The sequence below is a fragment of the Bradyrhizobium sp. BLXBL-01 genome, assembly GCF_051853025.1.
In the GTDB taxonomy this organism is placed as follows: Bacteria; Pseudomonadota; Alphaproteobacteria; order Rhizobiales; family Xanthobacteraceae; genus Bradyrhizobium.
The window spans coordinates 207423-223892 of sequence record NZ_CP182471.1; the positions used below are offsets into that span (position 1 = coordinate 207423).

The 16470-nt window shown below is 66.7% G+C and carries 16 protein-coding genes; 4 read left to right on the top strand and 12 right to left on the bottom strand.

The window, feature by feature from the left end; all coding sequences use genetic code 11:
* Window positions 1-17 precede the first annotated feature (17 nt).
* Window positions 18-815, top strand: a complete 798-nt coding sequence (locus ACNJYA_RS00985; protein ID WP_439401860.1) for a tetratricopeptide repeat protein — start codon at window positions 18-20, stop codon at window positions 813-815.
* Between the two features lie 22 nt (window positions 816-837).
* Here the strand turns inward: ACNJYA_RS00985 and ACNJYA_RS00990 are convergent, their stop codons facing one another.
* The 7 genes from ACNJYA_RS00990 to rsmI form a co-directional block, all read right to left on the bottom strand.
* Window positions 838-2127, bottom strand: a complete 1290-nt coding sequence (locus tag ACNJYA_RS00990) for an AAA family ATPase (protein ID WP_439401861.1) — start codon at window positions 2125-2127, stop codon at window positions 838-840.
* A complete protein-coding gene (locus tag ACNJYA_RS00995) occupies window positions 2124-2855 on the bottom strand; it encodes a CpaD family pilus assembly protein (protein WP_439401862.1) in 732 nt (243 codons plus the stop codon). Before ACNJYA_RS00995 ends, ACNJYA_RS00990 begins: the two co-directional genes overlap by 4 nt.
* Before the next feature lie 51 nt (window positions 2856-2906).
* Window positions 2907-4424, bottom strand: a complete 1518-nt coding sequence (locus tag ACNJYA_RS01000) for a type II and III secretion system protein family protein (RefSeq protein WP_439401863.1) — start codon at window positions 4422-4424, stop codon at window positions 2907-2909.
* A gap of 10 nt (window positions 4425-4434) precedes the next feature.
* Window positions 4435-5256 carry a Flp pilus assembly protein CpaB gene (gene cpaB / locus ACNJYA_RS01005; RefSeq protein WP_172787798.1) on the bottom strand — a complete coding sequence of 274 codons (822 nt, stop codon included), beginning with the start codon at window positions 5254-5256 and terminating at the stop codon, window positions 4435-4437.
* 362 nt (window positions 5257-5618) lie between these two features.
* On the bottom strand, window positions 5619-6563 hold the full coding sequence (gene gshB / locus ACNJYA_RS01010) for a glutathione synthase (protein ID WP_260381487.1): 945 nt from the start codon (window positions 6561-6563) through the stop codon (window positions 5619-5621).
* 10 nt (window positions 6564-6573) lie between these two features.
* Entirely contained in the window at window positions 6574-6975 is a 402-nt protein-coding gene (locus ACNJYA_RS01015) for a YraN family protein (protein WP_172787796.1), read from the bottom strand.
* Window positions 6962-7912: a 16S rRNA (cytidine(1402)-2'-O)-methyltransferase gene (rsmI, locus tag ACNJYA_RS01020; protein WP_212257826.1), complete on the bottom strand. Its 951-nt coding sequence runs from the start codon at window positions 7910-7912 to the stop codon at window positions 6962-6964. Before rsmI ends, ACNJYA_RS01015 begins: the two co-directional genes overlap by 14 nt.
* Before the next feature lie 343 nt (window positions 7913-8255).
* On the opposite strand from rsmI, the gene ACNJYA_RS01025 reads away from it, so the two are divergent.
* On the top strand, window positions 8256-9488 hold the full coding sequence (locus tag ACNJYA_RS01025) for a penicillin-binding protein activator (protein ID WP_439401864.1): 1233 nt from the start codon (window positions 8256-8258) through the stop codon (window positions 9486-9488).
* 105 nt (window positions 9489-9593) lie between these two features.
* On the opposite strand, the gene hemW is transcribed toward ACNJYA_RS01025, so the two are convergent.
* Genes hemW through rph form a run of 3 tightly spaced genes read right to left on the bottom strand, consistent with a single transcriptional unit; the run spans window position 9594 to window position 12155 of the window.
* Complete coding sequence (gene hemW, locus ACNJYA_RS01030) at window positions 9594-10778, bottom strand: radical SAM family heme chaperone HemW (RefSeq protein WP_439367562.1); 1185 nt, start codon at window positions 10776-10778, stop codon at window positions 9594-9596.
* Between the two features lie 16 nt (window positions 10779-10794).
* Window positions 10795-11430, bottom strand: a complete 636-nt coding sequence (gene rdgB / locus ACNJYA_RS01035; protein WP_439401865.1) for an RdgB/HAM1 family non-canonical purine NTP pyrophosphatase — start codon at window positions 11428-11430, stop codon at window positions 10795-10797.
* A gap of 11 nt (window positions 11431-11441) precedes the next feature.
* Entirely contained in the window at window positions 11442-12155 is a 714-nt protein-coding gene (gene rph / locus ACNJYA_RS01040) for a ribonuclease PH (protein ID WP_172787791.1), read from the bottom strand.
* A gap of 168 nt (window positions 12156-12323) precedes the next feature.
* On the opposite strand from rph, the gene hrcA reads away from it, so the two are divergent.
* Both hrcA and grpE read left to right on the top strand, forming a co-directional pair.
* The gene (hrcA, locus tag ACNJYA_RS01045; protein ID WP_091882505.1) at window positions 12324-13412 is read left to right on the top strand and encodes a heat-inducible transcriptional repressor HrcA; all 1089 of its coding nucleotides are present in this window, start codon (window positions 12324-12326) and stop codon (window positions 13410-13412) included.
* Window positions 13413-13506: 94 nt separating this feature from the next.
* Window positions 13507-14127: a nucleotide exchange factor GrpE gene (gene grpE / locus ACNJYA_RS01050; RefSeq protein WP_172787790.1), complete on the top strand. Its 621-nt coding sequence runs from the start codon at window positions 13507-13509 to the stop codon at window positions 14125-14127.
* A gap of 148 nt (window positions 14128-14275) precedes the next feature.
* Here the strand turns inward: grpE and pncA are convergent, their stop codons facing one another.
* Both pncA and ACNJYA_RS01060 read right to left on the bottom strand, forming a co-directional pair.
* Window positions 14276-14998, bottom strand: a complete 723-nt coding sequence (pncA, locus tag ACNJYA_RS01055; protein WP_172787789.1) for a bifunctional nicotinamidase/pyrazinamidase — start codon at window positions 14996-14998, stop codon at window positions 14276-14278.
* A gap of 302 nt (window positions 14999-15300) precedes the next feature.
* Window positions 15301-16242: a hypothetical protein gene (locus tag ACNJYA_RS01060; RefSeq protein ID WP_212257822.1), complete on the bottom strand. Its 942-nt coding sequence runs from the start codon at window positions 16240-16242 to the stop codon at window positions 15301-15303.
* Between the last annotated feature and the right edge of the window lie 228 nt (window positions 16243-16470).

Here is a 16470-nt window from a genome sequence, read left to right on the forward strand (position 1 = left end):
TGCCGAGTGATCAGAGTATGTCCAAGCGTTCGTCCCTCGCTTTTCCCCCGGCGAGATATCTGTGTTCTGCCGTCCTGATCCTTGCCCTCGGCGGCTGTCAGACCACCGGCATCGAGGACGTCACCGGCGCGCTCGGCGGCAAGAAGGAGTCCGCCGCCAAGGACGGCGCCAAGTCTGACACCAGGGCCGACGCCAGGCCGGAGATGGACGCACTTCGCGAGCGCTATCGCGCCAAGCCCGGCGATCCCGCAATTGCCATCGAATACGGCAAGGCGCTGCGCGACAGCGGCCAGCGTGCGCAGGCGGTCGCGGTGCTCGAGCAGGCCGTGCTCGCCCATCCCGGCAACAAGTCGCTGCTCGCCGGCTATGGACGTGCGCTCGCCGACAACGGCAATTTCCAGCAGGCCTTCGACGTCCTCGGCCGGGCGCATAGCCCTGAGGATCCCGATTGGCGCATCCTGTCGGCGCAGGGCGCAGTGCTCGATCAGCTCGGCCGCAACGAGGAAGCGCAGCAATATTACGCCGCGGCGTTGAAGATCGTGCCGAACGAGCCGACCGTGCTGTCCAATCTCGGCCTGTCCTATATGTTGCAAAACAACCTGTCGAAGGCCGAACAGGTGCTCGGCCGCGCCTATCAGCGCAATCAGAACTATGCGCGGGTCCGCGCCAATCTGGCGCTCGTGCTGGGATTGCAGGGTCGCGAGGCCGAGGCCGAAATCCTCGTGAAGGCAGATTTGCCGCCGGACCAGGCCGCGGCCAAGGTCGCGGCGCTCAAGCAGCTGCTGGCGAAGAAGCAGCAGCGGGCGGACAGGTAGTCCGCCCCTTCTGCTGTGACGCCTACGACGCCTTGCGATGCGGGGCCGAGCTCCGTCCCGACTTGCCCTTCAGCTTCTTCAGCAGCGGCTCGAGCAGCGAGCGCTTCGGCTTCTTCACCTCGCCGCGGCCGGCGAGGCGGTTCGCCATGTTCTGGAACAGAACGGTGGTGCGGTGGCTCCTGGAGACCTCCGCGATCATCTGGCCATTATTGGCCGCGGTCGAGAACAGTTTCGAATCGAATGGGATCACCGCGATCGGCTGGCTCTCCATGGTCTTGGCGAAGGCCTTGACCTCGATCTCCGCGCGCTTGGGCATGCCGACTTGATTGATGCAATACAGCGGCGGCCGGTCGTTCGGTCGCGCCGCCTTCAGCACGCTCAGCATGTTCTTGGTGTTGCGCAGGTTGGCGAGATCGGGCTCGGTCACGATCACGATGTCGTCGGCGTTCACCAGCGCGCGGCGGGTCCAGCCGGACCATTGATGGGGAACGTCGAGCACGATGCAGGGCGTCGTCATGCGCAGCGTGTCGAACACCGCGTCAAAGGCTTCGGCTCCGAAATCGTAGACGCGGTCGAGCGTGGCGGGCGCCGCCAACAGGCTGAGGCGATCGGTGCATTTGGCGAGCAGGCGTTCCATCAGCGCCGTGTCCGGCCGGTCCTGCGACAGCACCGCATTGGCGATGCCCTGCACCGGATCCTGGTTGTAGTCGAGGCCCGCGGTGCCGAAGGCGAGGTCGAGATCGATCACGACGGAATCGAGCGAGAGGTCGCGGGCGATGGTCCAGGCCAGATTATGCGCGACCGTGGACGCGCCGACGCCGCCCTTGGCGCCGACCACCGCGATGACGCGGCCGGTGATGATGGCCTCGGAGGCCGAGAACAGGCTGCAGATCGAGCGGACCACGTCGAGCGTCTCGACCGGTCCGACCACGTAGTCGTTGACGCCGCGGCGCACCAGCTCGCGATAGGGCGCGGTGTCGCTGGGGCTGCCGATCACGACCACGCGGGTGCCGGGATCGCAGACGCCGGCGAGATCGTCCAGTCCCTCGAGGATGTCGCGCGTGCCGTCGGACTCGATGACGATCACGTTCGGCGTCGGCATCGATTCATAGGCTTCGATCGCCGCGGCAAGGCCGCCGTCCTTGGCGCTGAGGTGGGCCTTGGCGAGCCGGCGATCCTGGCCAGCCGCCGTCACCGCGTTGAGCGTCTGCTCGGTCTCGCAAAAGGCTTGCACCGAAATGCGAGGAACCGGCGCGATATGTTCCTCGGGATGCTGCGGATCGTCCGCGTCTTCGTCGTGGATGGCTGTCATCTGCCGGTGTCGCTGAGTTTGGCCTTGTCGGATTCGGGATAGGTGGTGGTCGTCGTCGTGCCCTTGCGATAGCGCTCGAACGCGATGTCGCGCCGTGCGGTATAGGCGGGCGTCTCGGCGCGAGGCTGCTCGAGATCGGCCGGGTTGTCGATCATCGCCGCGAGATTGCGCTGGCTGGCGCAGCCCAGATTGAAATAGGGCCGATTCTCGTTGTAGCCGGGATCGAGGATGTTGGGCCCGACGTCTTCCGGCCACAGCCCGCAGGGGCCGGCGACCGCGGTGATCTTCGAATAGCTGAGGCGGATGGTGGGCAGCAGCCCGGGATCATCAGGACGATAGGGACGCTGGACGATGGCGCGCGTCGGCACGCCGCCGGACGTGAGCACCGAGCGGATCTCGTGATAGGTCGCGGACGCCGCGCGCGAATTGGCGGTGTCGACGGGCACGTCGACGACGACGGAGCCGGTGCCTTCGCGCACCCAGTCCCGTGCGATGCCCGCGACGTCCGCATGCTGCGCCGCCGAGAGGCCGCCTCTGCTCTTGCCGACGAAGATCACGATCGACTTCTTGCCTTCCTGCACCGCAATCGGGTGGCGCTGGCGATAATCGGTCGGCACCGTCTGGGTGACGATCTCGGTGGCGTTGCAGGCGCCCAGCATGACGGACAACCCCGTCAGTGCCAGCGCGATGCTTACGCTGCGACGTCGATCGGCTCTCGTCTTCGTCATCGCCTGATCCCCTCTTGCCCCGTGTCTTGCCCGGTCCCCAAACCGTTCGTCTCAGTCGATGATGAAGCCGAAATCACCGGGCGTGCCGGCGACCGGATCGACGCGGCTCGCGACGCCGTAGAGGCGGTTGACCCGGCCGAGCAGCGCCCTCTGCGCGTCCGAGGCCGGCGCGAAGCCGTCGTCGGGCCGCGACAATTCCTTCTGGGCGACCGCGCGCACCACATAGGGCGTCACGATCACCATCAGCTCGGTCTCGTTGTTGACGAAGTCCTGGCTGCGGAACAGCGCGCCGATGATCGGCACTTGGTCGACACCAGGCAGTCCGTTGATCGCCTGCTTGGTCTGCTGCTGGATCAGGCCGGCCATCGCCATCGAGCCGCCCGACGGAATTTCCAGCGTCGTTTCGGCGCGGCGGGTCTGCACCGAAGGAATGGTGATCGAGTTGGTCGAGTTCCCGGACACGGCCTGCGTCAACGTGATCGAGTTGGTGTTCGACAGCTCCGAGACCTCGGTCATCACGCGCAGGCTGATGCGGCCTTCGCTGAGCACGACCGGGGTGAAATTCAGGGAGATGCCGAACTTCTTGTAGGTGACCTGGGTGGTGCAGACGTGTGTGACCGGATCGCAGGCATAGCCTCCGGGAATCGGAAATTCACCGCCGGCGACGAAAGTGGCGGATTCGCCCGAGATCGCGGTCAGGCTCGGCTCGGCCAGCGTGCGCATGACACCGGCGCTCTCCATCGCCCGCATCGTCGCGTTGACGGTGGCGACGCCCTTGGCGAGCCCGGTGACGCCGAGCCCATTGCTGCCGACGATCGGCCCGCCGGAGACCGAGAACGGGTTGGAATTGTTGAAATTCACCACGGCGGTGCCGGCGTTCAGGCTGGCGCTGAGATCGACACCGAGCTGCTTGACGATGTCGCGGCGGACTTCGCCGACCACGACCTTGAGCATGACCTGATCGCGGCCGCGCACAACGATGTTGTTGACGACCTTGTCCGAACCGCCGACGAGCTTTGCGGCGACGTCGCCGGCCTGCTGGGCCTCGACCGGGCTCGACACCGAGCCGGTCAGCATCACGCTGTCGCCGACGCCTTCGATCTGGACGCCGGGCAGGGACTGCCGCAGCGCCGCACGCATGCCGTTGAGGTCGCGCTTCACCGCGATGTCATAGGAGGCGACCTGCTGGCCGTCGGCGGCGAAGAACACGACGTTGGTCTGGCCGACCTGGCCGCCGATGATATAGGCGCGCTGGGCCGAGCGGATCACCGCATTGGCGATCTTGGGATCGGCCACCAGCACGTCCTTGACCTCGCGCGGCAGGTCGATGACGACGGACTTGCCGATGCCGAGCGACAGAAAGCGCGACCGCGCCGGTGCGCTCGTCCCGACCGACGATACGCTGAGATCCGACGCCTGCATCGGCGCCTGGTCGCCGACCGGCGCCTCCGCGGCACTGACGACGCCGTGAGCCGCGAGCAGCCCCAGCATCAAGATCGTCCCCGTCAGGACCGAGCGCGCGCGCTTCCCCCGAATGCGCAGGCCCGTCCGATCACCCCCGTAGTTCATGCTGTCCCCATCACTTCTGCGACGTCAGTTGCCGTGCCTGGACGCCGTAACGGATCACGTTCACGCCGCCCGGGCGCTTGATCGCCTGGTCCTCGGGCGTGCCGTCGACTGCGTTGGCATCGACGATGCTGCGCAGTGCGAGTGTCAGAGTGCCGCCCTGCCGTGCGGCTGAAAGCGTGGCGATCTGGTCGGGCCGGAGCTCGAGCGTGACCGTCTTGCCGACGACCGCGTTCTGGCCCTCCTTTTCCTTCGGGGCCTGGTCGATCGCGAGCACGCGGATGTTGGTGAGAATGACCTCCGACAGGATGAGGTCGTTGCCGCCGGTCGGACCGTTGCTGTTGCCGCCGTCCGGATTCTTCAGCCGGCGGGTCAGGACGATGTCGACGCGGTCATTCGGCAGGATGAAGCCGCCGGCGCCGGTTTCGGCTGAAATCTCGGTGGAGACGGCGCGCATCCCGGACGGCAGGATCGCGGCCATGAAGCCGGAGCCTTCGGCCTTGACCAGCTTCTGCTCGCGGATCGGCTCGCCCTGCATCAGCGGCACGCGCGCGATCGAGCCTGCGATCTGGGTCCGGGCCTCCGGCCTGCTGTCGCGGCGGATGAAGGCGCTGCTGGCGGTCGCCGCGGGCCAGGCCTGCCATTGCAGGTCCTCGGGCTTCACGGCCTGGCCGAGCTGGATGTCGTTCTTGGCGATGAGGACCTCGACCGTCGGCAGCTTCTCGGCGACGGGAAGGGTGGCCGCGGGCGGATTCTGGTAGCCGCTCGCCAGATATGCAGCGACGCCGCCGGCGCCGAGAGCGATGACGAGAACGACAATGCGTGCGGTATTCATACGCTTCTACTCTTACGCGGGGCACTCGAACCGCACCTGGCGTGTTCCCCCGCGTCGATGAGTAGGCAGCAAAAGTATAAGGGGTGTTGCGAGGCCGAACGTGATCGCTGGCCGCGATGCTGGTTTTCGGCAGATGGTGAACGCGGCGTTATTGAGCCGGCCAACGGCCCCGTAGTTTCACGCATGTCGGAGCACGCGCTTGCGCGAGGCGCGGGGGCGTCATGGTGAATACGTCGTTAGCGCGCGAGGTGGCCGCGAGCATCGTCCGTAGCCTGGATGGAGCGCAAGCGTAATCCGGGGCCGGTGCGAGTGGTGGGCGTCCCGGATTTCGCTAACGCTCTATCCGGGCTACGCGCAGAGCTCTACTTCTTCCGCTTCGCTTCGATCGCGTCCCAGATCTTCGCCGCGACATCAGGGCCGCCGAGCCGTGCGATGGCGCGGATGCCGGTCGGTGAGGTCACGTTGATCTCTGTGAGATTGCCGTTGATGACGTCGATGCCGACGAACAACAGGCCGCGCTCGCGCAGCGCCGGGCCGACGGTGGCGCAGATCTCGCGCTCGCGCGGCGTGAGCTCGGTCTCCTGCGCCGCGCCGCCGCGCACCATGTTGGAGCGGAGGTCGTCGGCCGCCGGCACACGGTTCACCGCGCCGGCGAACTCGCCGTCGACCAGGATGATGCGCTTGTCGCCGTGCTTCACCTCGGGGATGAATTGCTGGATCACCCAGGGCTCCCTGAACGTCACCGAGAACATGTCGAACAGCGAGCCGAAATTCATGTCCTGCGGCATCACGCGGAACACCGCCGCGCCGCCATGGCCGTGCAGCGGCTTCATGACGACGGCGCCGTGCTTGTCGCGGAACGCGTTGATCTCATCGAGGTCGCGCGAGATCAACGTCGGCGGCATCAGCTGCGGAAAATTCATCACGAACAGTTTTTCCGGCGCGTTGCGCACCGAGGCGGGATCGTTGACGACCAGCGTCTTCGGATGGATGCGCTCCAGGAAATGCGTCGAGGTGATGTAGGCGAGGTCGAACGGCGGATCCTGGCGGAGCAGCACCACGTCGAACCCGTTCAGCGCTTCGCGCTTGGGCTCGCCGAGGGTGAAATGGTCGCCGGGCTCGTCGCGCACGGTCAGGAGCTGAACCGGCGCGACCAGCTCCTCGCCGACCATCGAGAGCTTGTCGGGCGTGTAATAGGACAGGCCATGGCCGCGCTTCTGCGCCTCCAAGAGCAGCGCGAAGGTGGAATCGCCCTTGATGTTGATGCGGGCGATGGGGTCCATCTGGACGGCGACGTTCAGTTTCATGGGCTGCCTTTCAGGTCGAGGCGTCGAATGCCGCCAACACATGGCGCGGAAGCGAGCGCGGCGCAATCAGCATGGCGTCGAATCGCAATTCGAATTCGGCATGCTCGGGATGCGCTGCGAGCCAGCCTTGGGCGGCGTCGATGATGCGCTGCTGCTGGCGCGGCGTCACGGCAAAGGCGGCGTCGTCCAGCGTGGCGCGTGCCTTGACCTCGACGAAGGCGATCAGGTTGCGGCGCCGCGCCACGATGTCGATCTCGCCATGCGGCGTGCGGTAACGTTTGGCGAGAATGCGGTAGCCCTTGGCCATCAGGTAGGCGGCGGCGCGGCTCTCCGCGGAAATCCCCGTCTGGAACGCCGCGACGCGCTCCGGCGAGGCGACCTTTGGCTCCGCAGGAGTCTCAGTCTTCGCCATCGCCGCCCCGCGAATCCTTTGCGAGCTCGAGCGCGCGGGCATAGACCTCGCGGCGCGGCCGGCCCGAGAGTGCGACCGCATGCGCCACGGCATCCTTGACGCTGTGCGCGGCAAGCTGCTCGCGCAACAGACCGTCGAGTGCGTCCAATGTCAGAACCTCGGCGTCGGCCGCGGGCGGCGCGATCACCAGCACGAATTCGCCGCGCGTCTCCAGCGTATCGGCCTCGCGCGCCAGTTCGCTCAATGGTGCGCGCGAAATCTCCTCGTGCAGCTTGGTCAGCTCGCGGCAGATCGCGGCCTCGCGCGCCCCCATGATCTCGGCGAGATCGGCGAGCGTATCCTGCACGCGGTTGCCGGATTCGAACATCACCAGCGTCGCGTCGATCCGCGCGAGCTCGGCGAGGCGCGACTTTCGCGCCGCGGATTTCGCCGGCAAAAAGCCTTCGAAGAAGAACCGGTCGGTCGGCAGGGCTGCGACCGACAACGCCGCCAGTACCGAGGACGGGCCGGGCAGCGCATACACCGCATGGCCGGCGGCGCAGACCTCGCGCACCAGCTTGAAGCCGGGGTCGGAGATCAGCGGCGTGCCGGCGTCCGACACCAGCGCGACCGAGCCGCCCTGTCCGAGGGCTTCGAGGATTTTTGGACGCGCGGCCTCCGCATTGTGCTCGTGATAGGGCTTGAGCTGTGCCGTGATCGCATAGCGCTCGGTCAGGCGGCGCGTGATGCGGGTGTCCTCGCAGGCGATGACGTCGACGCCGGCAAGCGTCTGCAGCGCCCGCACGGTGATGTCGCCGAGATTTCCGATCGGGGTCGCGACCAGATGGAGGCCTGGCGCCGCCTTCGGCGCCGCGAGCCGATGGGCATCGATGGAGAAACCGCGCGAGGCGGCGTCTTGAGCTTCAGGCGTATTTATCGGGGCCGGCTTTGCGCGCATAATGAAGTCAACTTAGGCACGATCGGTGGGGCTGGGAACCGGCTCGCCGAAAAAGATCGTGCCGAGGTGAGGGGCGAGGAACGGACGGGAATGTGATCGGTCGAAGATCAACGTCGGGAGGGAGTGAGGGCCCTCGCGCCATATTCGCGACGGAAACGCCGCCTTGATGAGTGAATGAGTGACGGCAAAGAGCTGCCGGGACGGGACGGCGGCCGCGTTAAGCGGTTGTTATCCTTTTGTTTTGGTTAACTATTTGCCGACACACTGTCTGAATCCGCGGCCTGTGTCGCGGAAAGCAATGTCGTGATCGGCTGGCGCACGGCCGGTCAGAAGAGAAGCTGCCATGGTCGGCCCGCGTCATCCAAAGTCTCCCGTTCCGGGGTCCCGATCGCCAGGGGCGACCCGGCGGACTGCGCTCGGCCTGTTGCTCGGCGCGCCCGTGCTGTCGGCCTGCGCCGGCGTGCAGCAAAGTCTCAGCCAGTTCTCCAACCCGTTCTCGAGCTCCGCACCGCCGGCCCAGCCGGCAGGCCCGCAGCAGCAGGCGACGACCGCCGGCACCGGCGGCGTGAAGGTCGGTCTGATCCTGCCGCTCTCCGCTGCCGGTAACGCCGGGCTCGCCGCGCAATCGATGCGCAATGCCTCCGAGATGGCGCTGGCCGAGTTCCAGAACCCGAACATCCAGCTCCTGATCAAGGACGACAATGGCAGCCCGCAAGGCGCGCAAGCCGGCGCGCAGCAGGCGGTCGACGAGGGCGCCGAGATCATCCTCGGGCCGCTGTTTGCGCAATCGGTGCCGGCGGTGGCGCAGGTCGCGCGCACGCGCGGCATCCCGGTGATCGCGTTCTCGACGGATTCCAGCATCGCCGGCCGCGGCGTCTATCTGTTGTCGTTCCTGCCGGAGTCCGACGTCAACCGCATCGTCGAATATTCCGCCGGCATCGGAAAGCGCTCCTTCGCCGTGCTGGTGCCCGACAACGCCTATGGCAATGTCGTCGAGGCCGCGGTGAAGGCGGCGGTGCCGCGGCGGGGCGGGCGCATCGTCACGTTCGAGAAATATGGCGCCGATCGTGCCACCCCCGCGCGCACCGTGGCGCAGCAGCTCGGCAGCGCGGACGCGCTGTTCATTGCCGATGACGGCGATGCGGTCGTGTCAGTGGCGGATGCGATGACGGCCGCGGGCGCGAACCTGCGCAACATCCAGCTGCTCGGTACCGGCCTGTGGGACAATCCGCGCGTCTATGCCAGCGCCGCGCTCCAGGGCGGCCTTTACGCCGCGCCCGACCCGGCCGGCTTCCGCGCCTTCTCCGGTCGCTACCGCACCAAATACGGCGCGGAGCCGATCCGCACCGCAACGCTCGCCTATGATGCGGTCGCGCTCGTCGCCGCGCTGGCGCGCACCCAAGGCGGCCAGCGCTTCTCCTCCGACGTGCTCACCAATCCCTCCGGCTTTGCCGGCATCGACGGCCTGTTCCGCTTCCGCGCGGATGGCACGAATGAACGTGGGCTTGCCGTGATGAAGGTGACGCAAGGCGGCGGTGCTGCGGTGGCGGGATCGCCGAAGAGCTTTGGGGCGTAGTAGGACGACGGGTAGGGTGGGTTAGCGAAGCGTAACCCACCAACTTCGTCCGGCGAATGGGAGCATGGTGGGTTACGCTTCGCTAACCCACCCTACGAGAGTTCGTTACGCCGCCAGATCCGCGACCACCGCATCCAGCACCGGAAATCCGCTGCTGGTCACGCGCAGGCGTCCCGTGCCATCCACGGTGATCGCGCCTTCCTCGCGCAAGAGCGCGATGCGGCGGGGGTCGAGCGGGCGGCCGGCGAGGGCCCTGTAGCGCTCGGGATCGATGCCTTCGGCGAGACGCAAACCCATCAGCAGGAATTCGTCGGCGCGCTCCTCGCTGTTGAGGAGCTCGTCGCTGACGACGCCGTCGCCGTTGGTCTCGACCCGCATCAGCCAGGCCTCCGGACGCTTCTCGGTGGCGGTGGCGTGCCTGATCCCGTCAATGTCGAGGCGGCCATGTGCGCCGGGGCCGATGCCGGCATATTCCTCGCCGCGCCAATACACCAGATTGTGCCGGCACTCGGCGCCGCGCCGGGCGTGATTGGAGATCTCGTAGGCGGGCAGGCCGAGCTTGTCGCAGGTCTCCTGCGTGACGTCGTAGAGCGCGCGTGCGACCGCTTCGTCCGGCGTCTTCAGCTTGCCGGCCTGGTGCAGGCCGAAGAACGGCGTGCCTTCCTCGATCGTCAATTGATAGAGCGACAGATGCTCGGCCGCTTCATCGATCGCGTGCCTGAGCTCGTCGGCCCACATCGCCGGCGTCTGGTCGGGCCGGGCGTAGATCAGGTCGAACGAATAGCGGTCGAACGCGCGGCGCGCGATGGCGACGGCATCGAGCGCCTCGCGTGCGCTGTGCATGCGGCCGAGCGCCTTCAGCGAGGCGTCGTCGAGTGCCTGCACGCCGAGCGAGACGCGGTTGACGCCGGCGCTGCGATAGCCGGCAAAGCGCGTGGCTTCGACGCTGGTCGGATTCGCTTCCAGCGTCACCTCGACGTCGCCTGCGACGGTCCAGTGCTTGCCGATCGCATCTAACACCGCGCCAACCGTGGCGGGCTGCATCAGCGAGGGCGTGCCGCCGCCGAGGAAGATCGAGGTGACCTCGCGGCCGGGCGCGCGCTCGGCAGTCGTTGCGATCTCGCGCGCGAAGGCGGACGCAAACCTCGCCTCGTCGATCGCGGCGTGGCGGACGTGGCTGTTGAAGTCGCAATAGGGACACTTCGACAGGCAGAACGGCCAGTGCACGTAGACGCCGAAGGCTTCGGATTCTTGTTTTGACGCGTTTTCCTGGCGCGAACCGGTATCCACTTCGCTCGAAAACGCTCTAGCGCGGCTCAAGGCAGATCTCCGCCAGTTTCACGAAGGCGCGGGCGCGATGCGACAGGCCTAGGCCAAGCGGCGGCAGGCCGTGTTTTTCGATGCTTTCCATCTCGCCGAAGGTTCGCGTGTGCCCGTCCGGCAGGAACATCGGGTCGTAGCCGAAGCCGGCCGTGCCGCGCGGTGGCCAGATCAGCGTGCCGTCGACGCGCGCCTCGACTTCCTCGCGATGATCGTCGGGCCAGGCCACGCAAAGCGCGGAGACGAAGTGGGCCCTGCGCTTGTCCGGCGTGGTGGCGCCGCGCTCCTGCAGCAGGCGCTCGATCTGCGTCATCGCCGCGTTGAAATCCTTGGATGGACCGGCCCAGCGCGCGCTGTAGATTCCCGGCGCGCCATCGAGCGCGTCGACGACGATGCCGGAATCGTCGGCGAAGGAGGGAAGCTTGGTCGCCTGCGCCGCGGCGATCGCCTTGATCGCGGCGTTGCTGCGGAAATCGTTGCCGGTTTCCTCGGGCTCGTCCAAGCCGAGCTCGCCGGCCGACACCGCCTCGATCCCGTACGGCGCGAGCAGCTCCCTCATCTCGGCGAGCTTGCCGGGATTGTGGGTGGCGATGACGAGCTTGTCCGTGATTCGGCGGTGCATGGGCCTATTGACTACGCCACGGCCAGTTTCTGCAAGTCCACCAGGCGCGCGATGCCCTTCTGCGCCAGGGCGATCAGCTTCAGGAACTCGTCCTGCGTAAACGGCTCGCGTTCCGCGGTGCCCTGCACCTCGATGATGCGGCCGTCGCCGGTCATGACGAAATTCGCGTCGGTCTCGGCTTCCGAATCCTCGGCATAGTCGAGATCGAGCACCGGCGTGCCGTTGTAGATGCCGCAGGAGATCGCGGCGACGTTGTCACGCAGCACGTTGGTCTTCACCATGTTGCGCGCCTTCATCCAGTTGAGGCAATCGGCAAGCGCGACCCAGGCGCCGGTGATCGAGGCCGTGCGGGTGCCGCCGTCGGCCTGGAGCACGTCGCAATCGACCGTGATCTGGCGCTCGCCGAGCGCTTCGAGATCGACGATGGTGCGAAGCGAGCGGCCGATCAGCCGCTGGATCTCGACCGTTCGGCCGCTCTGCTTGCCGGCGGAGGCCTCGCGGCGGGTGCGTTCGGAGGTCGCGCGCGGCAGCATGCCGTATTCGGCGGTGACCCAGCCGCGGCCCTGGCCCTTCAGCCACGGCGGCAGGCGCTCCTCCAGCGTGGCGGTGACCAGCACATGGGTGTCGCCGAATTTCACCAGGCACGAGCCTTCCGCATATTTGACCACGCCGCGCTCCAGCGTCACGGGGCGCAATTCGTCGGGCGCACGGCGGCTTGGCCGCATGGGAAATCTCCAAAACTCACGGGAAAAGGCTGTTCGCGGTGCTTGTAGGTGGGGCGGGGGTGGGCGGCAAGGGCTTATTCACCTCCTGGCCGTCGGCCTGCAAACGCCGCGCTTGTCAGAAGCGGCCCGGATGGACAAATTATAAGTATCTGAGAGGAGTTACCGTCTGTGGCCCATCACGATCCGATCCATCTGATCGCGCCGCGCGCAGGCCTTGCCCAGCTCAACGAGCGTTCCCGCGACATCTTTCGTCAAATTGTCGAAAGCTATCTCGCGACCGGTGAGCCGGTCGGCTCGCGCAACATTTCCCGCCTGATCGCCATGCCGCTGTCGCCGGCCTCGGTCCGCAACGTCATGGCCGATTTGGAACAGCTCGGCCTGATCTATGCCCCGCACACCTCCGCCGGCCGGCTGCCGACGGAACTGGGCCTGCGCTTCTTCGTCGACGCCCTGATGCAGGTCGGCGACCTCAATGAGGCCGAGCGGCAGTCGATCCAGAGCCAGCTCTCCTCCGTCGGCGAGGCGCAATCGGTCGAGGCGGCGCTGGACCAGGCCTTGATGCGCCTCTCCGGCCTGACCCGGGCCGCCGCCGTCGTGCTGACGCCAAAATCCAATGCCCGGCTGAAGCACATCGAATTCGTCCGCCTGGAACCGGAAAAAGCGCTGGTCATCCTGGTCGGCGAGGACGGCCAGGTCGAAAACCGCGTGCTGACGCTGCCGCCCGGAGTTCCCTCCTCGGCGCTGACCGAGGCCGGCAATTTCCTCAATGCGCGGATCCGCGGCCGCACCCTGGCCGAGGCGCGGCTCGAGCTCGAGACTGCACTCGGCGAGGCCCGAGCCGAGCTCGATCAGCTGACACAGAAAGTGATCTCGGCCGGCATCGCCAGCTGGTCCGGCGGCGAGAATGAGGACCGCCAGCTCATCGTCCGCGGCCATGCCAATCTGCTCGAAGACCTGCATGCGCTGGAGGATCTGGAGCGCGTGCGGCTGTTGTTCGACGATCTCGAGACCAAGCGCGGCGTGATCGACCTGCTCGGCCGGGCCGAGACCGCCGAGGGTGTGCGGATCTTCATCGGCTCGGAGAACAAGCTGTTTTCCCTGTCGGGCTCCTCCACCATCATCTCGCCCTATCGGGATGCCGCCGGCCACATCGTCGGCGTTCTCGGTGTGATCGGCCCGACGCGGCTGAATTATGCCCGCGTGATCCCGACCGTGGACTACGCCGCCCGCATCGTCAGCCGCCTGTTGGGGGGCTGACCGGCCTTTCCGCCGATCACGGGCGCTTGATTTTCGTGGGCTTAAGCACGATATCCGGGCCAACATCCCTGAAACGAGTTCGAGACCAGAGCCGATGACCGAGCAAGACCGGCAACCCGAAGACACGACTGCAGCGACCGGCGAGCCCGTGGTGTCGAAACCCTACATCATGCCCGACGATCCCGAGCCCGGCGCGGTCGAGACGTTGCAGAAGGAAGCCGCCGAGGCGCGCGACCGCATGCTGCGGACGCTGGCCGAGATGGAGAACTTGCGCAAGCGCACCAGCAAGGAGGTCGCCGACGCCCGCCTCTACGGCATCACCGGCTTCGCCCGCGACGTGCTCGATATCGCCGACAATCTTCAGCGTGCGCTCGATGCCGTTCCGGCCGAAGCGCGTGCCGCGGCCGATCCCGGCCTGATCGCGCTGATCGAGGGCGTCGAGCTCACCGAACGCTCGCTGCTCAACGCGCTGGAAAAGCACGGCGTGAAGAAGCTCGATCCCTTGGGCCAGAAGTTCGACCCGAACTTCCACCAGGCGATGTACGAAGTGCCCGATGCGTCGGTGCCGTCGGGCACCGTGGTGCAGATCATGCAGGCCGGCTACACCATCGGCGATCGCGTGCTGCGCCCGGCGCTGGTCGGCGTCGCCAAGGGCGGCGCAAAGGCTGCGTCTGCGGCGAACAACAACAACGAGCAGAGCGGCGCGGCGAACTGAGTCTCAGGCCCTCATGGTGAGGAGCCGCGCCCTTGCGCGGCGTCTCGAACCATGCAGGCCCGGCTCTGGCAGCTCGGCCTTCATCCTTCGAGACGCGCGCGAAGAAGCGCGCTCCTCAGGATGAGGGTCTTCCAGTGTTGCGCGCTGCTTACGCGCTCACCGCGATATCCGCAGACTGAATCCGCTTCACGCCGGCCTTGGCCATATCGGCCCAGGCCTTTGCCAGCGAGCCCTGCGTGTCGATGCCGCGGCAGGCGTCTTCCACCACATAGACCTCGAAGCCCGCCTTGCGTGCGTCGAGCGCGGTCCAGGCGACGCAGAAGTCTGTCGCGAGGCCAGCGACGAAGACGCGCTTGATCTTCCGGCCCTTCAGGTAGCCGGCGAGCCCCGTCGAGGTCTTGCCGTCAGCTTCGAGGAAGGCCGAGTAGCTGTCGACGTCCTTGTGAAAACCCTTGCGGATGATGAGCTCGGCGTGCGGGATCGAGAGGTCCTTCGACAGCGCCGCGCCGTCGGTGCCCTGCACGCAATGGTCCGGCCACAGCACCTGCTTGCCGTAGGGAAGATCGACCGTTTCGAACGGCTTCTTGCCGGCATGAACCGACGCAAACGAAACGTGGCCCGGCGTGTGCCAGTCCTGCGTCAGCACCACGTTCGCAAATGCCTTCGAGATCTTGTTGATGACCGGCACCACCTGCTCGCCTTCCTTCACCGCGAGGCTACCGCCGGGCAGGAAGCAGTTCTGCACGTCGATCACGAGCAGCGCGGATGCATCGTCCGGCTTGATCGATGCGGCCGCGAGCAGCGCGGTTGGCGCCAGCGTCGCCAGCGCCGTCGTTCCAAGCATTGCCAAGACTTGTCGCCGAACCAGCATGTATGCCTCCCTCCAGGATGATCCAACGGGAGGAAGCCTAGTTCCGTTCGTGTACGAACAGAAGCCCGAAAATGCAGCCGGCTTTGATGAGCGGTTGGGCTGATCGCCCCAACATCATCGTCATCCCGGGGCGCGCAAAGCGCGAGCCCGGGATCCATAACCACAGGGAGACGTGTGGCGAAAACTCTTCGTTGGTACTGTTATCCGACTGCAACCGTGAGGTCACGCGGTATGGATCCCCGCCCCCGTGCGCAATTGCGCACTAGGCGGGGATGGCACTGAATGTGCTGAAGCCCCGAGCCTCACCCCTTCGGCTGAATCCCGTCGCGCACGGCGCGGAAGCGGGTGAAGGCGGCTTGCCACTGGTCGCGCGGGGCGCTGGCGATGATGCGCAGCGAGGTGCCGCCGGTGGAGAAACGGATCCACTGCACCACGGTAACAGGGGTCTTGTCCTTGCCGCTGACGCCGTCGATCCGGGTCTCGAAACCCTGCTGGCCGTTGATGCGGATCGGCTCGGACATGGTGATGCGCGACTCGCGCACGCCGGGAATCTGGCGCGCTGCCTCCTGGGCGAAGCGGGCGCGGTCGTCTGCGGCTTGCGGGGTGGCGCCGATCAGGCCGAGGATGATGAACGGCTTTGACTCGTAGCCGGCGCTCTCGTCACCGTCGGCCAGGATGATGCTGGAGCCCGGTGCCAGCGTCCGGACGTCCTTGAAGTCGGCGAGATCGGTGATCTTGAACGGCAGCAGTGCGAGCTGCTCTTCGGCCGACACCTGCCTGCGCGTGGTGGCGCTCGCGAACATCTGTCGCACCGCCTCGTCCGTGTAGATCTTGGTCGCATTCTCCGGGATCTGCACCGCGACATAGCCGGAGAAGCCGGCGCCGGGCACGATCATCGAATAGCGCTTCACCGGCGTATCGCCGGCCTTGCCGCTTTCGGTGGTGAAATAGGCTAGACCCGCGGGGGTCTCGACCTTGTCCTGCTTGACGCCGCCCGTCCCGCCGGGATTGGAATTGAAGGCGCTCACGACCTCGCCATAGGCCGCCGGCGGCAGCTCGGTGACCAGCACCTTGACGCTGCCGTCCTCGCTCTCGAAGCCCGGAAAGGTCTTGGCCGTGCTGAGGCCGATCAGCGGCACCATGCCGAGACGCAAGCCGGGCGGAAACACGGCGTCGGCGGCGCAGGCCGGAAGCGCGGAAGCGGCGAGGAGGGCGAGCGCGGCGAGGGGGCGGATCAGCTTCATGAGCACTCTGATTGGTTCACATTGAGGCCGTTCGATGGTTGGCCACCGGGCCGCTTTGTCGCGCGAAGCAGCGCTCGCGGCTGCCCGGCCGGTCCGCCTTTTACCGGGTTTGGGCTTGCGGTAACAGGGCGACCCGGGCCCGCGGGTGCAGGGGCTTGCCGAGGCCCGGACCTGTTAATATTTCCTCACCCGCAAGGGCGGTTGAGCCCGGATATCACCTTCCAAAAC

What these genes read in the sequence shown, in the direction of transcription:
- ACNJYA_RS00985 (WP_439401860.1), top strand. Translation starts at nt 18, where the DNA reads ATGTCCAAGCGTTCGTCCCTCGCTTTTCCCCCGGCGAGATATCTGTGT.
- ACNJYA_RS00990 (WP_439401861.1), bottom strand. Translation starts at nt 2,127, where the DNA reads ATGACAGCCATCCACGACGAAGACGCGGACGATCCGCAGCATCCCGAG.
- ACNJYA_RS00995 (WP_439401862.1), bottom strand. Translation starts at nt 2,855, where the DNA reads ATGACGAAGACGAGAGCCGATCGACGTCGCAGCGTAAGCATCGCGCTG.
- ACNJYA_RS01000 (WP_439401863.1), bottom strand. Translation starts at nt 4,424, where the DNA reads ATGAACTACGGGGGTGATCGGACGGGCCTGCGCATTCGGGGGAAGCGC.
- cpaB (WP_172787798.1), bottom strand. Translation starts at nt 5,256, where the DNA reads ATGAATACCGCACGCATTGTCGTTCTCGTCATCGCTCTCGGCGCCGGC.
- gshB (WP_260381487.1), bottom strand. Translation starts at nt 6,563, where the DNA reads ATGAAACTGAACGTCGCCGTCCAGATGGACCCCATCGCCCGCATCAAC.
- ACNJYA_RS01015 (WP_172787796.1), bottom strand. Translation starts at nt 6,975, where the DNA reads ATGGCGAAGACTGAGACTCCTGCGGAGCCAAAGGTCGCCTCGCCGGAG.
- rsmI (WP_212257826.1), bottom strand. Translation starts at nt 7,912, where the DNA reads ATGCGCGCAAAGCCGGCCCCGATAAATACGCCTGAAGCTCAAGACGCC.
- ACNJYA_RS01025 (WP_439401864.1), top strand. Translation starts at nt 8,256, where the DNA reads ATGGTCGGCCCGCGTCATCCAAAGTCTCCCGTTCCGGGGTCCCGATCG.
- rdgB (WP_439401865.1), bottom strand. Translation starts at nt 11,430, where the DNA reads ATGCACCGCCGAATCACGGACAAGCTCGTCATCGCCACCCACAATCCC.
- rph (WP_172787791.1), bottom strand. Translation starts at nt 12,155, where the DNA reads ATGCGGCCAAGCCGCCGTGCGCCCGACGAATTGCGCCCCGTGACGCTG.
- grpE (WP_172787790.1), top strand. Translation starts at nt 13,507, where the DNA reads ATGACCGAGCAAGACCGGCAACCCGAAGACACGACTGCAGCGACCGGC.
- pncA (WP_172787789.1), bottom strand. Translation starts at nt 14,998, where the DNA reads ATGCTGGTTCGGCGACAAGTCTTGGCAATGCTTGGAACGACGGCGCTG.
- ACNJYA_RS01060 (WP_212257822.1), bottom strand. Translation starts at nt 16,242, where the DNA reads ATGAAGCTGATCCGCCCCCTCGCCGCGCTCGCCCTCCTCGCCGCTTCC.